We start from the raw sequence: 15,178 nt of genomic DNA on the forward strand, positions 1-15,178 counted from the left end.
AAGTCTACGTGGCCCGCGACGTCCGGCCAGACGCGGCCTCCAGCACGTGCTGGGCCTCGATGCGGTCCTTGGCGCGGCGGCGGTCCTCCAGGACGGAGGTCCAGGCGTTGCGGCGGGCGGTGCGCTGGCCGGCGCCCAGGAACAGGGCCTCGACGGCCCGCAGGGCGCCGGTGACGGACGGGAGGGCACTGACGCGGACGTGCGTCGACGCGGCCGGCATGGAGGGGTCCTCTCTCGGGAGCGGGTGAGACGAGGTGGGGGGCGAGCGGATGGTGGCGGTGCGTGGAACCATGCTCACAGAACGGTGTTACCAGGGCATGACCCGACGGTCAAACCCTGATGAAACGCTGATGCGGAACCCCCGGACGGCGGAGCGGCCCGCACCGCCCCGCTGAACTGCGGGGCCGTACGGGCCGCTCTCCCGTCGGCTCTACCGATGGGTAACAACATGTGCGGGGACTCACACCGCCTGGACGGCCTCCACCGTCGCGCCGCGCTTCTCGATCGCCTGCTGGTACAGACGGCCGGCGCGGTACGAGGAGCGGACCAGCGGGCCCGACATCACGCCGGAGAAGCCGATCGCGTCGGCCTCCTCCTTGAGCTCCACGAACTCCTGCGGCTTCACCCAGCGCTCCACCGGGTGGTGCCGGACGGAGGGGCGCAGGTACTGGGTGATCGTGATGAGCTCGCAGCCCGCGTCGTGCAGCTGCCGCAGCGCCTCGCTGACCTCCTCGCGGGTCTCGCCCATGCCGAGGATCAGGTTGGACTTCGTGACCAGACCGTAGTCGCGGGCCTGGGTGATGACGTCCAGCGAGCGCTCGTAGCGGAAGCCGGGGCGGATCCGCTTGAAGATCCGCGGGACGGTCTCGACGTTGTGCGCGAAGACCTCGGGGCGGGAGTCGAAGACCTCCTTGAGGAGCTCCGGCACCGCGTTGAAGTCGGGGGCGAGCAGCTCGACCTTGGTGCGGCCGTCGGCGCGCTCGGCGGTCTGCTGGTGGATCTGGCGCACGGTCTCGGCGTACAGCCAGGCGCCGCCGTCCTCCAGGTCGTCGCGGGCGACGCCGGTGATGGTGGCGTAGTTCAGGTCCATCGTGACGACCGACTCGCCCACGCGACGCGGCTCGTCGCGGTCGAGGGCCTCCGGCTTGCCGGTGTCGATCTGGCAGAAGTCGCAGCGCCGGGTGCACTGGTCACCGCCGATGAGGAAGGTCGCCTCGCGGTCCTCCCAGCACTCGAAGATGTTGGGACAGCCCGCCTCCTGGCAGACCGTGTGCAGGCCCTCGCTCTTCACGAGGCTCTGCATCTTCGTGTACTCCGGACCCATCTTCGCGCGGGTCTTGATCCACTCGGGCTTGCGCTCGATGGGGGTCTGGGCGTTCCGGACCTCCAGGCGCAGCATCTTGCGTCCGTCGGGGGCGACTGCGGACACATCGGCTCCTGTAGCTTCGATTCTTCGGCGCACACCAGGGTACGCCCGTTGCTTCCATGCCTTGCTACGTCTGGCCAACCCGTGGCCAGAGCCCGGCATTCCTCAGGCGGACGCCGTCTCCACCGGCCGCTCGATCTCGCGCGGCTTGAGCTCCGCGTTCTCCAGCACGTCCCGCAGGTGCCTCTCGACCACCGGGAGGACCTCCTCGACGGTGATGTCGCGGCCCAGCTCGTTGGCGAGCGAGGCGACGCCCGCGTCGCGGATGCCGCACGGGATGATCCGGTCGAACCAGGCGTTGTCCGGGTTCACGTTGAAGGAGAAGCCGTGCATCGTGACGCCCTTGGCGACGCGGATGCCGATGGCGGCCAGCTTCCGGTCCTCGCGGCGCTGGCCGGCGTTGGAGGGGGCGTACTCGGGGCCGTGCAGCCGCGGGTCGAACTCCTCGTCCGTCAGCCGCGGGTCGAAGTCCAGCGAGAGCCCGCCGAGGGAGGGCCGCTGCTCGACCGGGTCGCCGAGGACCCAGACGCCGCTGCGCCCCTCGATCCGGGTGGTCGCCACGCCGAACTCGGCGGCGGTCCGGATCAGCGCCTCCTCCAGGCGGCGCACGTGCGCGACGACGTCCACCGGGCGGGGCAGCTTGAGGATGGGGTAGCCGACCAGCTGGCCCGGGCCGTGCCAGGTGATCTTGCCGCCGCGGTCGACGTCGACGACCGGGGTCCCGTCGAGCGGGCGCTCGCTGTCCTGCGTGCGCCGGCCCGCCGTGTAGACCGGCGGGTGTTCCAGGAGCAGACAGGTGTCGCCGATCTCGTCGGCGAACCGCGCTGCGTGCACCTCGCGCTGCTTGTCCCAGGCCGTCCGGTACTCGACGGCGTCCGTGCCGAAGCCCAGGCGGACGAATTGCAGCTCACTCACGGCCATGCCTCCTCCTGGGTGCCCGCGGCCGGGTTCCGGGGATCGTCCCGGGGCGGGAGCCGGCCCGGCACCCTGCGTCTTACGCGCCCCTGCCACTGTACGGCGGCGCGCCGCGAACCCATCGGGCAGGTGGAGACGGGTGCGGGCCCGGGCCGCTGTCAGCGCGAAGTGGCAACGAGGGTTCCGGTTCCTCACACGATCGGATGAATGTGGGGCGAAGCTGGCGGTACGGGCCGGGATGACCGCTACATTCACGCCGTTCCATGAGGGTCGAAAACGGGCTGCCACCTGCGCCCGAAGGCAGGAGACCGCACAGCCGATGACGGAACGACCACCGCAGCGCGTCCCGAACCGCCAGCTCGCCGCGCTCATCGCCGAGGCCGGGTTCTCCAACGCCGGGCTCGCCAGAAGGGTGGACCAGCTCGGTCTGGAGCACGGGCTCGACCTGCGGTACGACAAGACCTCCGTGACCCGCTGGCTGCGCGGGCAGCAGCCGCGCGGCACCACGCCGGCCCTCATCGCCGAGGTCTTCACCCGCCGCCTCGGCCGCCGCCTCACCGCCCAGGACCTCGGCCTCGACGCCTGCGCGCCGGTCTACGCGGGCCTGGAGTTCGCCGCCACCCCCGAGGAGGCCGTCGACATCGTCAGCGGCCTGTGGCGCAAGGACTCCGGCAGCCACGCCGAGCTCCGCAAGATCGCCTTCACCCCGGCCGGCCTCGTCGTGCCCAGCCGCGACTGGCTCATCGGCCGCGCCGACGACCGCGTCGCCCGCGGCGAGCCGGTGCCCCCGCCGCCACCGGTCCGCCCGGCCGCCCCCGGCGGCCCGGTCCGCGCGATCGGGACCCAGGACCCCCGGGTGCCGCCGCAGGGCCGCTACTCCGTGCCCCGCCAGCGCGGCACGGAACGCGGCCCCGGCCAGCGCGTCACCGGCGGCGACATCGCCGCCCTCCGCTCCGTCGGCGACCTCTTCCGCACCCTCGACCACGCCTACGGCGGCGGCCACGCCCGCCAGGCCCTCGTCCGCTACCTGGAGCACGAGGCCGAGCCGATGCTCCGCGGCACCTACGGCGAGGCCACCGGCCGGCGCCTCTTCGCCGCCGCCGCCGACCTCACCCGGCTCGCCGGCTGGACCTCGTACGACATCGCCGCCCACGGCCTCGCCCAGCGCTACTTCGTCCAGGCGCTGCGGCTCGCCCAGGCCGCCGGGGACCGGGCCTACGGCTCGTACGTCCTGCTCACCATGAGCTGCCAGGCCGTCTACCTCGGCCACGGGCGCGAGGCCGTCCAGCTCGCCCGGGTCGCCCAGCAGGGCGTCGGCTCCGCCGCGCCCCCGGTCGTCCAGGCGATGCTGCACGCCATCGAGGCCCGGGGACACGCCGTCCTCTCCGAGGCCCGGGCGTGCAGCTCCGCCCTCGTGCGGGCCGAGCGGGCCCTGGAGTCCGCCCGGCCCGGCGACGAGGTGCCCTACTGGGCCCGCGCCTTCGACGAGGCCCAGCTCGCCGACGAGCTGAGCCACTGCCACCGCGACCTCCAGCAGTACCGCCCCGCCGCCCAGCACGCCGAGCGGGCCCTCCAGCTCCGCGCCCCCGGCTACGCCCGCAGCCGGCTCTTCTGCCGGGTCGTCCTCGCCACCGCCCGGCTCGCCCTCGGCGAGCTGGACCAGGCGTGCGCCCTCGGCGCCGAGGCCGCCCAGCAGGCCGCCGAGATGCGCTCGGCCCGCGCGATCGAGTACGTCCGCGAATTCGAGCGCCGCCTGGAGCCCTACCGCGACGCCCCGCCCGTCCGCACCTACCGCGACCGCGTCTCCGCCCTCGGCTGACCGGGGCCCGGCGTCAGGCCGCCTCCTCCTCCGTCTCCTCCAGGACCGCGGGGCGCAGCCCCAGGTCGGCGAGGACGGCGTCCGCGGCGCGCTCGCCGGAGGCCAGCGTGGAGCGCAGGGTGCCCGCCGCGCGGTGGTCGCCGCAGACGTACAGGCCCGCGAGCAGCCGCACCGAGCGGCAGGGGTCGTGCGCCGGGGGAGTCGCCAGGACCGCGTCCCGGGTGTGGTGCAGGGCCAGCAGCTCCCACTCGTCCGTGGAGGTGCCGTACAGCGCCGCCAGGTGCTTGCGGACCCGCCGCTCGGCGTCGTCCGGCGGCGTCCCGAGGACCGTCGAGGTGATCAGCGGCCGGCCCGCCGGCGCCCGCGTCGGGTCCACCGCGCTCATCACCGCCGTGTGCGCCACCGGCCCGCCCGGGTCCGACTCCAGGAGCAGCGTCGGGTCCGCCGTCGGCGCCGCCGGCGCCGTGTGGTGCACCACCGTCACCGGGTGGTACGCCGGGACCCGCAGGCCCGGCAGGAGTCCGGCGGCGCTCCGCGCCCCGGTCGCCAGGACCACCGCCCGGCAGCCGACCGGCCCGTGCTCCGCCGTGTCGACCCGGGCCACCGACACCGCCGTGACCCGGACGCCGGTCCGCACCGTGCCCGGTGGCAGCAGCGCCGCGAGCCGCTCCGGGACCGCCGCCGCGCCGCCCTCCGGCACCGACACCCGGCCCCGCGCGAAGGCCCGCAGCGCCAGGTCCGCCCGCCGGCTCGACACCGCCAGGTCCGGGTCGGCGAGGAGGGCCGCGAGCAGCGGCCGCAGCACCGTCTGCACGGTCCTGGCCGGCAGCCGGCCCGCCAGCGCCTCCCGCGCGGTCCGCTCGGGCCGGGCGAGCAGCCGCTGCGTCGGCGTCGCCGCGAGCCGCACCAGCGAGGCGCCGAGCCGCGCCTGGTCCAGGGAGGCCGCCGGATGCCGGGGGGCGCTCGCGAGGGCGCGCGCCACGGTGAACGCGCCCCTGCGGGTCCTCGGGTGCGGGGCGCCCCAGCGCGCGTACCGCCCGTCGGTGTGGATCAGCACCCCGGGCGCGAAGGGCCGCGGCACCAGGCCGCCGAGCCCCGGCAGGGCCCGCAGTTCCTCGGGGGCGAGGGTGAGCAGCCGGCCCACCCGGTCGAGCCGGAAGCCGTCGGTCTCGCCGGTGGCGTGCCGGCCGCCGATGTGCGGCCCGGCCTCCAGGACGGCGACCGAGAGCCCCGCCCCGGTGAGCCGCCGGGCCGCCGTGAGCCCGGCGATCCCCGCGCCCACGACGACGACGTCGACGTCCTCGATGTCGTTCGCGTGCTGTGCCTGCTGTGCGCTGCGTGCGGTACTGAGCACGTGCCCCTCCCCAGGTCTGCGCCGCCTGTTGGTGGCCTATGCCCCCAACCGGCCCCCGGAATGCCCGAGTTCGCGATCCATGTCGACTGGTGGCCACCGAGGGTAGGCAGCGCTCCCACGGCACCGGGCCCGCGCGCGGCGGGCTTGCCGGAGCACGGGGGAGCGCAGGGAGCGCTCGGGCGCGGCTCAGCGGGGCGCGGCGGCCCGGATCGACGCGTCGATGGTGGGGAAGGCGAAGGCGAAGCCGGAGGAGAGCAGGCGCCCGGGCAGCACCCGCTGGCTGCCGAGGACGTCGGCGGCGAAGTCCCCGAGGACCAGCTTCAGGGCGGCGGCGGGGACCGGGAAGGGGGTCGGGCGGCGCAGGACGCGGCCCATGGCGGCGGTCACCTCGCGGTTGGTGACCGGCTCGGGGGCGGTGAGGTTCACCGGCCCGGAGAGCGTCGGAGTGTCCATCAGGTGGCGCAGGGCGGCGACCTCGTCGTGGAGCGAGATGAAGGACCAGTACTGCCGGCCGTCGCCCATCCGTCCGCCGAGCCCGGCCCGGAAGACCGGGAAGAGCCGCCCCCAGGCGCCGCCCTGACGGGCCACCACCAGTCCGGTGCGGGCGTACGTCACCCGGATCCCGGCGTCCTCGGCGGGCGCCGCGGCGGCCTCCCACTCCACGCACACCGAGGGCAGGAAGCCGGAGCCGGCCGGGGCGCTCTCGTCCACCGGGAGGCTGCCGGTGTCGCCGTAGAAGCCGAGGGCGGTGCCGCAGACCAGCGTCTCGGGCGGCTCGGCGAGCCCGGCGAGGGTCCGGGCGATCGCGGTGGTGCCGAGCACCCGGCTGTCCCGGATCTCCTTCTTGTACGCCTCGGTCCACCGGCGCTCGCCGACGCCGGCGCCCGCCAGGTGCACGACCGCGTCGACGCCGACGAGCCCGGCCCCGTCCACGTACAGCCGCTTCGGGTCCCACTCGACCTCGTCGGCGGTCCTGGCCGGGCGGCGGACGAGCCGCAGGACGTCGTGCCCGTCGGCGCGCAGGGAGCGGACGAGGGCGGCGCCGATGAGCCCGGAGGCCCCGGTGACGGCGACGCGCTTGCGGTGGGCGGAAGGCTGCATGCCCCCATCCTGCCCGGTGGCCGGCCGGGCGTGGCAGAGTGGCCGCCATGACCGAGCCGGAGAGCTTCGTGATCCGCACCGCCGTCCCGGGCGACGCCGAGCCGCTGGGCCTGCTGGACCGGGCGACCTGGTCGACGCTGCACGCGGTGGCGCCCGCGCCCTCGGAGCCGTACCCCCCGTTCTTCGACGAGCGCCACTCGCCGGAGGACTACCTCGTCGCGGAGTACGACGGCGCCCTCCTCGGCTACGTGCGGGTGGGGCGCCCCACGCCGCTCGCCTCCAACGCCCACGTCCGCCAGATCCAGGGCCTCGCCGTCGCCGACGAGGCCCGGGGCCGCGGGGTGGGCCGGGCGCTGCTGCGGGCGGCCCTGGCGAAGGCGGCCGCCGACGGCGCCACCCGGATCACCCTGCGGGTCCTCGGCCACAACGGCCCGGCCCGCGCCCTCTACGCGGCCGAGGGCTTCACCGTCGAGGGAGTCCTCCCCGGCGAGTTCGTCCTCGACGGCGAGCCGGCCGACGACGTCCAGATGGGCCGCTCGCTCCCCTAGGCCGTGTCTTTCGGATCAGGCCGGGCTCGCGACGCCTGGCACCGCGCCTCGCCGCGTTGTCGTCAGTCGCCGATGCTCCGCATGGACTCCCTCCTCCGCCTTGCGATGCACGGCACCAGACGCCGCGAGCTGATCCGGCCTGATCCGAAAGACACGGCTTAGGGCCTGTCCCACAGCGCCACCCCGCCCATCAGCTCGCGCAGGCAGCGCAGGGCGAGGGCGGCGGGGGAGCCGGGGCCCTCCACGGGGGCGTCGTCGGACTCGGCCCAGCTCTCCAGGGCGATCCGGATCGCGTCGGTGGCGGCCGCCGCGGCGAGCCGGACCTCCAGCGGGTCGGCGCCGGGGCCGGCGAGGGCGGCCAGGACCTCGCGGAGGCGTTCCTCCGACTCCTGGTTGACCCGGTACCAGACCGCGCGCAGGGCCGGGTCCTCGGCCGAGGCGCGCAGCAGCCCCCGGGTCCAGCGCAGGCCCTCCGCCCCGGCCTCGTCGACCGGGGTGAGGGAGGCGGCGATCGAGCCCTCCAGGGCGGCCGTCAGGGGCGTGCCGGGGGCGGTGGCGGCGAGCGACTCCCGCCAGCGGTCGGCGCCGCCCGCGAGGAGCGGGGCGACGGCGTCCTGCTTGGAGCGGAAGTAGCGGTAGAAGGTGCGCAGTGCGACCCCGGCCCGCTGGGCGATGGACTCCGCGGTGGTGGCGTCGGGCCCGTCCTCGCTGAACAGCTCGGCCGCCGCGCGGGCGATGTCCAGCTGTGTGGCGGCCTTGCGGCGCTGGGTCAGGGAGGGGGGCGCGGTCGTCGGCTCGGGTCGGTGGCTCACCGTACGAGGGTACGCCCCGGGGCTCCGGGAGTGCATGAATTGCAAGGATGGCAAAACGTGCCACTTCGGCGTACGGTGGTCGCCAGGCAGAGAAGCTTGACATCGAGAGGTCACCGCCATGAACCAGCTCACCCGTTACGAAGGACGCCGCGCACTCGTCACCGGCGGCGGCTCCGGCATCGGCCAGGCCACCGTCCTGCGCATGCTCGCCGAGGGCGGCCGCGTCGTCGCCGCCGACATCAGCGAGGACGGCCTCAAGGACACCGTCGCCAAGGCCGGCGACGCCGCCGGCCGCCTCACCACGGTCGTCGTCGACGTCGCCGACGAGGAGTCCGTACGCGCCGGCGTCGCCGCCGCCGTCACCGCACTCGGCGGCCTGGACGTGCTGGTCAACGCGGCCGGCGTGCTCCGCTCCTCGCACACCCACGAGACCGGCCTCGACTCCTTCGAGCAGGTGCTCCGGATCAACCTGACGGGCACCTTCCTCATGATCCGCGAGGCCATACCCGCGCTCCTGGAGGGCGACGGCGCCGCCGTCGTCAACTTCTCCTCCACGTCCGCGATGTTCGCCCACCCCTACATGGCGGCCTACGCGGCCAGCAAGGGCGGCATCCAGTCCATGACCCACGCGCTCGCCGCCGAGTACGCCAAGCAGGGCATCCGCTTCACCGCCGTGCAGCCCGGCTCCATCTCCTCCGGCATGACCGACGGCTCCGGCGCCAGCAAGCAGTCCGTGGGCCCCGGCCTCCCCGCCGACGCCGACATGTCGCTCTTCACGAAGCTCGCCCCCGCCCTCGGCCAGGGCTTCGCCGGCCCCGAGACCGTCGCCGGCGTCGTCGCGATGCTCGCCTCCGAGGACGGCCGCTTCATCACCGGCACCGAGGTCCGTGTCGACGGCGGCACCCACTTCTGAGCGCCGCCCCCGGTTCAGGCCCGGCCCGCCGGTCAGGGCCTGAACCGCTCCCACAACCGGGGCAGCCGGGCCGCGAGCGCCTCCTCGTCGGCCAGGTCCAGCGGTACGCCCTCCGGGTCGCCGTCCGGCATCACGATCCCCAGGTCCGGCGTCTCCGTCCCGGTCAGCGTCTCGTACGCCTCGTCCGCCGCGAAGCCGAGCTCCTCGCCGTCCCCGTCCAGTTCCGGGTCGAACTCCTCCAGAAGCCCCGCGAGCTCGTCCGGATCGGCGACCCCGCCCTCGTACACCTCCCGGCCCTGCCCGATCAGCCAGCAGCGGAAGGCGTCGAAGCCCTCCTCGGCCGCCCCCGCCCCGTCGAGCAGCACCGCCGCCGCGCCCCACACGTCCCAGTGGTACGCGCGGTTGAACCGGGCCTCGAAATGGCGCGCGTAGTCGAGCACCGTGTCCGGATCCAGCCGGGTCAGCCGCTCCACCAGCAGATCCGCCTGCTCCTCGGGATCGCCCTCGGCGTCCGCGCGGGAGGCGTCGATGAGCTCCCAGAACTCGGTCTCGTCCATCACGGGACCAGCATCCTGGTTCCCCGACCCCGACGCACCCGGAAAGTCCGGATTCCATCCGGACAGAAGATGTCGGGTATTCCTGCCAGCCTGGAACCATGACCACCGAAACCACGCCGCTGCACGGACGGATCTGCCTCGTCGCCGGAGCCACCCGGGGCGCCGGACGGGCCATCGCCGTCCAGCTCGGCACCGCCGGAGCCACCGTCTACGTCACCGGCCGCACCACCCGCGAGAAGCTCAGCGAGGTCGGCCGCGCGACCGAGACCATCGAGGAGACCGCCGAACTGGTGACCGCCGCCGGCGGCCGGGGCATCGCCGTCCCCACCGACCACCTCGACCCCGAGCAGGTCCGCGCCCTCGTCGACCGGATCGACCGCGAACACGGCCGGCTCGACGTCCTCGTCAACGACGTCTGGGGCGGCGAACACCTCCTCGTCGACACCTTCGGCAAGAACACCTGGGACGTCGACCTCGCCGGCGGCCTGCGGATGCTCGAACTCGGCGTCCGCACCCACCTCGTCACCTCGCACACCGCGCTGCCGCTGCTCATCCGCCACCCCGGCGGCCTCGTCGTCGAGGTCACCGACGGCACCGCCGCCTACAACGACACCCACTACCGCGAGAACCTCTTCTACGACCTCGCCAAGAACGCGCCGATCCGGATGGCCTTCGGCCTCGCGAAGGAACTCGCCGGCAGCGGCGGCACCGCCGTCTGCGTCAGCCCCGGCTGGCTCCGCTCCGAGCAGATGCTCTCCCACTTCGGCGTCACCGAGGACACCTGGCGCGACGCCACCGAACAGCTCCCCGACTTCGGCGTCTCCGAGTCCCCGGTCTACGTCGCCCGGGGTATCGCCGCCCTCGTCGCCGACCCGGACCGCGCCCGCTGGAACGGCCGGTCGCTCGACAGCGGCATGCTCGCCCGCGAGTACGGCCTGACCGACGCGGACGGCTCCCGGCCCGACTCCTGGGGCTTCATCCTCGCCAAGGAGACCGACCCCGCCACCCGGGTCGAGGACTACCGGTAGCGCTCCGCCGCCGCCCGCGCGGCCTCGGCGAAGCGCGCGCGCAGGGAGGCGGGGGCCACCACCTCCGCCTCCGGGCCGAGCCCGAAGAGCTGCCCGAAGGCGACCTCCTCGTTCTCCACCCGGAGCGTCGCCGTCACCCGGCCGTCGCCCTCCGGCACGGCTCCCGCCAGCGCCTCCTCGGCCGCCGCCCGGTCCGTCACGTACGGCAGCCGGCGCGCCCCCTCCGGCGTCAGCCGCACCACCGCCTCGGCCCGCAGCAGCGAGCGCGCGAACTCCGCCGCGCGCTCCGCCCAGAAGGCCGCCAGGTCGAAGTCCGGGTCGCGCTCGAACCGCTCCCCGCCCACCGCCACCGCCGTGAACCGGTCCACCCGGTAGGTGCGGTACGAGCCTCCGGCGCGGGCGCAGACGTACCAGACGCCCGCCTTCAGGACGAGCCCGTACGGATCGAGGTCCCGCTCGACCTCCTCGCCGTCGCCCCGCCGGTAGCGCGCCGAGAGCCGGCGGTCGTCCCAGACCGCCTCCGCCACCGCGGGCAGCAGCTCCGGCGTCTCCGGCTCCCGGTACCAGGCGGGCGCGTCCAGATGGAAGCGGCGGGCCGCCGAACCCGGCGCGTCCGCCAGCGACGGCAGCAGCGCCGCCGACACCTTCAGCCGGGCCGCCGAGGCCGCGTCCTGCAGGCCCATGTCCCGCAGCGCGCCCGGCAGCCCGGACAGGAACAGCGCCTCCGCCTCGTCCCTGGCGAGCCCGGTCAGCCGCGTGCGGTACCCGCCGACCAGCCGGTACCCACCGGTCCTGCCCCGGTCCGCATACACGGGAACCCCCGCCTCCGAGAGGGCGAGGGCATCACGCGTGACGGTCCGCTCCGACACCTCCAGCTCGGCGGCGAGCTCGGCCGCCGTCATGGACGGGCGGTTCTGGAGGAGCAGGACCATCTTGATGAGTCGGGCGGCGCGCATGACTCACATCATGCGCGCCGCCACCGACAACCGACCCCTACAGGCCGTAGCGCTCGCGCGCCTCCTTCACGGCCGTGGCCGGGACCTCGCCGCGGCGGGCGAGCCGGGCCAGGGACGCGGCCACGATCGACTGGGCGTCGACACCGAAGTGGCGGCGGGCCGCGGCGCGGGTGTCCGAGAGGCCGAAGCCGTCGGCGCCCAGCGACGAGTAGTCCTGCTCGACCCACTGCGCGATCTGGTCAGGGACCTGGCGCATGTAGTCGGAGACCGCCAGGACCGGCGACTCGACGCCCGCGAGGGCCTGGCGCACGTACGGCACGCGCTCCTCGCCGCGCAGGAGGGCGGCGTCCGCCTCCAGGGCGTCGCGGCGCAGCTCGGTCCAGGAGGTGGCGGACCACACGTCGGCGCCCACGCCCCACTCCTCGGCGAGCAGCTTCTGCGCCTCAAGGGCCCAGTGGATCGCGGTGCCCGAGCCGAGCAGCTGGATCCGGGGGGCGTTGGCGGGCAGCGTCAGGCCGGCCGACTCCGCGGTGTTGAAGCGGTAGAGGCCCTTGACGATGCCCTCGTCGACGCCCGCGTGGCCCGGCTTGGCCGGCTGCGGCATCGGCTCGTTGTAGACCGTCAGGTAGTAGAAGACGTCCTGGTCCTCGCCCGGCGCGGCCTCGCCGTACATCCGGCGCAGACCCTCCTTGACGATGGCCGCGACCTCGTAGGCGAACGCCGGGTCGTAGGTCAGGGCGGCCGGGTTGGTGGCCGCGATGACGGGGGAGTGGCCGTCGGCGTGCTGCAGGCCCTCACCGGTCAGCGTCGTACGGCCGGCGGTGGCGCCGACGAGGAAGCCGCGGCCGAGCTGGTCGCCGAGCTGCCACATCTGGTCGGCGGTCCGCTGCCAGCCGAACATCGAGTAGAAGATGTAGAACGGGATCATCGTCTCGCCGTGCGTGGAGTACGCGGTCGACGCGGCGATGAAGTCGGCCATCGAGCCGGCCTCGGTGATGCCCTCGTTCAGGATCTGGCCGTTGACGGCCTCCTTGTAGTACATCAGCTGGTCGCGGTCGACCGGCTCGTACGTCTGGCCCTTCGGCGAGTAGATGCCGAGCGAGGGGAAGAGGGACTCCATGCCGAAGGTACGGGCCTCGTCCGGGACGATCGGGACCCAGCGCTTGCCGGTCTCCTTGTCGCGGACCAGGTCCTTCACCAGACGGACGAAGGCCATCGTGGTGGCGACCGACTGCGAGCCGGAGCCCTTGTCGAAGGAGGCGAAGGCCTTCTCGGACGGGGCCGGGAGCGGCGCGACCGGGTGGACGCGGCGGGCCGGGGCGGGGCCGCCGAGGGCAGCGCGGCGCTCCTTGAGGTAGCGGACCTCGGGGGAGTCGGCGCCCGGGTGGCCGTAGGGCACCACGCCGTCGACGAACTGGGCGTCCGAGATCGGCAGCTCAAGAAGGTCACGCATGTTCTTGAACTCGTCCGTCGTCAGCTTCTTCATCTGGTGGTTCGCGTTCTTCGACGCGAAGCCCTCACCCAGGGTGAAGCCCTTGACGGTCTGCGCCAGGATCACGGTCGGGGCGCCCTTGAACTCCACGGCGGCCTTGTACGCGGCGTACACCTTGCGCGGCTCGTGGCCACCGCGCGAGAGGTGGAAGCACTCCAGGATCTTGTCGTCGGAGAGCAGCTGCGCCATCGCGACGAGCGCCGGGTCCTTGCCGAAGAAGTCCTGGCGGATGTAGGCGGCGTCACGGGTCTGGTACGTCTGGACCTGCGCGTCCGGCACCTCGCGGAGGCGGCGGACCAGGGCGCCGGTGGTGTCGAGCGCGAAGAGCTCGTCCCAGGCGTTGCCCCAGAGGCTCTTGACGACGTTCCAGCCGGCGCCGCGGAACTGGGCCTCCAGCTCCTGCACGATCTTGAAGTTGGCGCGGACCGGGCCGTCGAGACGCTGCAGGTTGCAGTTGATGACGAAGGTCAGGTTGTCCAGACCCTCGCGGGCCGCGAGCGCGAGTGCCGCGGTCGACTCGGGCTCGTCCATCTCGCCGTCGCCGAGGAAGGCCCAGACGTGCGAGGCGGAGACGTCCTTGATGCCGCGGTTGGTCAGGTAGCGGTTGAAGCGCGCCTGGTAGATCGCGGAGAGCGGGCCGAGGCCCATGGAGACGGTGGGGAACTCCCACAGCCAGGGCAGGCGGCGCGGGTGCGGGTAGGAGGGCAGGCCGTTGCCGCCCGACTCCTGCCGGAAGTTGTCGAGGTGCGACTCGTCCAGGCGGCCGTCGAGGAAGGCGCGGGCGTAGATGCCGGGGGAGGCGTGGCCCTGGATGTAGAGCTGGTCGCCGGAGCCGTCCCCCTCCTTGCCCTGGAAGAAGTGGTTGAAGCCGGTCTCGTAGAGCCAGGCCGCGGAGGCGAAGGTGGCGATGTGGCCGCCGACGCCGTGCTTCGAGCCGCGGGTGACCATCGCGGCCGCGTTCCAGCGGTTCCACGCGGTGATCTTCCGCTCCATCTCCTCGTCGCCGTCGACGGCGGGCTCGGAGGAGGTGGGGATGGTGTTGACGTAGTCCGTCTCCAGGAGCTTGGGCAGGGCCAGGCCCGCGCCCTCGGCGTGCTGGAGCGTGCGGCGCATCAGGTAGGCGGCCCGGTGAGGGCCGGCGGCCTTGGTGACGGCGTCCAGGGAGGCCGCCCACTCGGCGGTCTCCTCGGTGTCACGGTCCGGGAGCTGGTCGAGCTCGCTCGGAATCTTGCCTACGGGATCGGTCATGATCGCCGCCTTCCGGACAGATGGGGGTGGAGATAAAAACGGTGGCCTTGTCTGGCAGGACAGGGCTGTGGGCCGGGTGACGGCCCGCCGAAGACTGTAAACCGCCGATCGATGATCGATCAAAGGGTTGAAGGAGGAAACCTCTTCAGATCGAGAAAGTCGGCACAGGGTGCCGCGAAAAGGGGCACCCGGTGCCTTGTCTTCGAACGGTCCCGAAACGCTCGAAGCCCCGTCGAAACGGGGCTTGGATACGGCTCTGAGCAGGGAAAACGCTTCAGGCGCGAGGAGCGCAGCCCAGCACGTGCGCCTTCACCAGGGCGCCGATGTTCGGATCGCCCCGGCGGAAGGCCTCCACCAGCTCCTGGTGCTCCTCCGCGTACGACTTCTGCACCGTTCCCAGCCAGCGGATCGACAACGCCGTGAAGACCTCGATGCCGAGCCCCTCCCAGGTGTGAAGCAGCACACTGTTTCCGGCCGCCTTCACCAGCTCGCGGTGGAAGGCCACCGTGTGCCGGACCTGTGCCGTGCCGTCGGAGGTCGCGTCGGCCTCGTACAGCGCCGCCACGTGCGGTTCGAGGGTCGAGCAGTCGGACGAGAGCCGGGGCGCGGCCAGCTCGGCCGCGATCTGCTCCAGACCGGCCCGGACCGGATAACTCTCCTCCAGGTCGGCCGCGGTGAGGTTGCGGACCCGGACGCCCTTGTTCGGCGCCGACTCGATCAGCCGCAGCGACTCCAGCTCCCGCAGCGCCTCGCGGACCGGGGTCTGGGAGACCTCCAGCTCGGTCGCGATCCGGCGCTCCACGATCCGCTCGCCCGGCTTCCAGCGGCCGCTGACGATCCCCTCCACGATGTGCTCGCGGATCTGCTCGCGCAGCGAGTGGACGACGGGGACGGTCATGGAGCGGCTCCTCCGGGAGTTTCGTGACCCTTAGACAATACGGCGGTGTCCCCGCCCGGACACACATCCGGACGGGGACACCGCTGGTGAGGCTCGTTACGTTGCCTCCGA

14 protein-coding genes are annotated in these 15,178 nt (G+C 73.7%); 4 read left to right on the top strand and 10 right to left on the bottom strand.

Annotation, left to right across the window (positions count from 1 at the left end; translation table 11 throughout):
* Nucleotides 1–4 precede the first annotated feature (4 nt).
* The 3 genes from ABZ621_RS03350 to lipB form a co-directional block, all read right to left on the bottom strand.
* On the bottom strand, nt 5–220 hold the full coding sequence (locus tag ABZ621_RS03350; RefSeq protein WP_351109150.1) for a hypothetical protein: 216 nt from the start codon (nt 218–220) through the stop codon (nt 5–7).
* 240 nt (nt 221–460) lie between these two features.
* Complete coding sequence (lipA, locus tag ABZ621_RS03355; RefSeq protein ID WP_360600194.1) at nt 461–1,429, bottom strand: lipoyl synthase; 969 nt, start codon at nt 1,427–1,429, stop codon at nt 461–463.
* 102 nt (nt 1,430–1,531) lie between these two features.
* Nucleotides 1,532–2,341, bottom strand: coding sequence for a lipoyl(octanoyl) transferase LipB (gene lipB, locus ABZ621_RS03360; protein WP_360600196.1), 810 nt, complete (start codon nt 2,339–2,341; stop codon nt 1,532–1,534).
* 319 nt (nt 2,342–2,660) lie between these two features.
* Here lipB and ABZ621_RS03365 point away from each other — a divergent pair, with 319 nt between their 5' ends.
* Entirely contained in the window at nt 2,661–4,160 is a 1,500-nt protein-coding gene (locus ABZ621_RS03365; RefSeq protein WP_360600198.1) for a regulator, read from the top strand.
* Nucleotides 4,161–4,173: 13 nt separating this feature from the next.
* Here ABZ621_RS03365 and ABZ621_RS03370 read toward each other — a convergent pair whose 3' ends face one another.
* Nucleotides 4,174–5,514 (bottom strand): NAD(P)/FAD-dependent oxidoreductase, encoded by a 1,341-nt coding sequence (locus tag ABZ621_RS03370; protein ID WP_360600200.1) that lies wholly within the window; start codon nt 5,512–5,514, stop codon nt 4,174–4,176.
* A 186-nt stretch (nt 5,515–5,700) separates the two neighbouring features.
* Nucleotides 5,701–6,615, bottom strand: a complete 915-nt coding sequence (locus tag ABZ621_RS03375; protein WP_360600201.1) for a TIGR01777 family oxidoreductase — start codon at nt 6,613–6,615, stop codon at nt 5,701–5,703.
* 47 nt (nt 6,616–6,662) lie between these two features.
* Here ABZ621_RS03375 and ABZ621_RS03380 point away from each other — a divergent pair, with 47 nt between their 5' ends.
* On the top strand, nt 6,663–7,163 hold the full coding sequence (locus ABZ621_RS03380) for a GNAT family N-acetyltransferase (RefSeq protein WP_360600203.1): 501 nt from the start codon (nt 6,663–6,665) through the stop codon (nt 7,161–7,163).
* Nucleotides 7,164–7,321: 158 nt separating this feature from the next.
* Here the strand turns inward: ABZ621_RS03380 and ABZ621_RS03385 are convergent, their stop codons facing one another.
* Nucleotides 7,322–7,975, bottom strand: coding sequence for a TetR family transcriptional regulator (locus ABZ621_RS03385; RefSeq protein ID WP_360600205.1), 654 nt, complete (start codon nt 7,973–7,975; stop codon nt 7,322–7,324).
* Nucleotides 7,976–8,093: 118 nt separating this feature from the next.
* Between ABZ621_RS03385 and ABZ621_RS03390 the strand changes: the two genes are divergently transcribed.
* Nucleotides 8,094–8,888 (top strand): SDR family oxidoreductase, encoded by a 795-nt coding sequence (locus tag ABZ621_RS03390; protein ID WP_360600207.1) that lies wholly within the window; start codon nt 8,094–8,096, stop codon nt 8,886–8,888.
* Between the two features lie 32 nt (nt 8,889–8,920).
* Here ABZ621_RS03390 and ABZ621_RS03395 read toward each other — a convergent pair whose 3' ends face one another.
* A complete protein-coding gene (locus tag ABZ621_RS03395; protein WP_360600803.1) occupies nt 8,921–9,445 on the bottom strand; it encodes a DUF4240 domain-containing protein in 525 nt (174 codons plus the stop codon).
* Between the two features lie 98 nt (nt 9,446–9,543).
* Here ABZ621_RS03395 and ABZ621_RS03400 point away from each other — a divergent pair, with 98 nt between their 5' ends.
* Entirely contained in the window at nt 9,544–10,473 is a 930-nt protein-coding gene (locus ABZ621_RS03400) for an SDR family oxidoreductase (RefSeq protein WP_360600209.1), read from the top strand.
* Here the strand turns inward: ABZ621_RS03400 and ABZ621_RS03405 are convergent.
* The 3 genes from ABZ621_RS03405 to ABZ621_RS03415 all read right to left on the bottom strand — a co-directional run bounded on the left by ABZ621_RS03405 (nt 10,464) and on the right by ABZ621_RS03415 (nt 15,067).
* Entirely contained in the window at nt 10,464–11,429 is a 966-nt protein-coding gene (locus ABZ621_RS03405; protein WP_360600211.1) for a YafY family protein, read from the bottom strand. The genes ABZ621_RS03400 and ABZ621_RS03405 overlap by 10 nt on opposite strands.
* Before the next feature lie 37 nt (nt 11,430–11,466).
* On the bottom strand, nt 11,467–14,169 hold the full coding sequence (gene aceE, locus ABZ621_RS03410) for a pyruvate dehydrogenase (acetyl-transferring), homodimeric type (protein ID WP_360600213.1): 2,703 nt from the start codon (nt 14,167–14,169) through the stop codon (nt 11,467–11,469).
* Nucleotides 14,170–14,443: 274 nt separating this feature from the next.
* Complete coding sequence (locus tag ABZ621_RS03415; protein WP_360600215.1) at nt 14,444–15,067, bottom strand: GntR family transcriptional regulator; 624 nt, start codon at nt 15,065–15,067, stop codon at nt 14,444–14,446.
* Nucleotides 15,068–15,178: the final 111 nt, after the last annotated feature.

The organism is Streptomyces sp. NPDC007863, from assembly GCF_040633895.1.
GTDB lineage: Bacteria > Actinomycetota > Actinomycetes > Streptomycetales > Streptomycetaceae > Streptomyces.

Bases quoted from the DNA above. Each gene is read 5' to 3' on its own strand.
- ABZ621_RS03350 (WP_351109150.1), bottom strand. From the start codon at position 220: ATGCCGGCCGCGTCGACGCACGTCCGCGTCAGTGCCCTCCCGTCCGTC.
- ABZ621_RS03365 (WP_360600198.1), top strand. From the start codon at position 2,661: ATGACGGAACGACCACCGCAGCGCGTCCCGAACCGCCAGCTCGCCGCG.
- ABZ621_RS03375 (WP_360600201.1), bottom strand. From the start codon at position 6,615: ATGCAGCCTTCCGCCCACCGCAAGCGCGTCGCCGTCACCGGGGCCTCC.
- ABZ621_RS03380 (WP_360600203.1), top strand. From the start codon at position 6,663: ATGACCGAGCCGGAGAGCTTCGTGATCCGCACCGCCGTCCCGGGCGAC.
- ABZ621_RS03390 (WP_360600207.1), top strand. From the start codon at position 8,094: ATGAACCAGCTCACCCGTTACGAAGGACGCCGCGCACTCGTCACCGGC.
- ABZ621_RS03395 (WP_360600803.1), bottom strand. From the start codon at position 9,445: ATGGACGAGACCGAGTTCTGGGAGCTCATCGACGCCTCCCGCGCGGAC.
- ABZ621_RS03400 (WP_360600209.1), top strand. From the start codon at position 9,544: ATGACCACCGAAACCACGCCGCTGCACGGACGGATCTGCCTCGTCGCC.
- ABZ621_RS03405 (WP_360600211.1), bottom strand. From the start codon at position 11,429: ATGCGCGCCGCCCGACTCATCAAGATGGTCCTGCTCCTCCAGAACCGC.
- aceE (WP_360600213.1), bottom strand. From the start codon at position 14,169: ATGACCGATCCCGTAGGCAAGATTCCGAGCGAGCTCGACCAGCTCCCG.
- ABZ621_RS03415 (WP_360600215.1), bottom strand. From the start codon at position 15,067: ATGACCGTCCCCGTCGTCCACTCGCTGCGCGAGCAGATCCGCGAGCAC.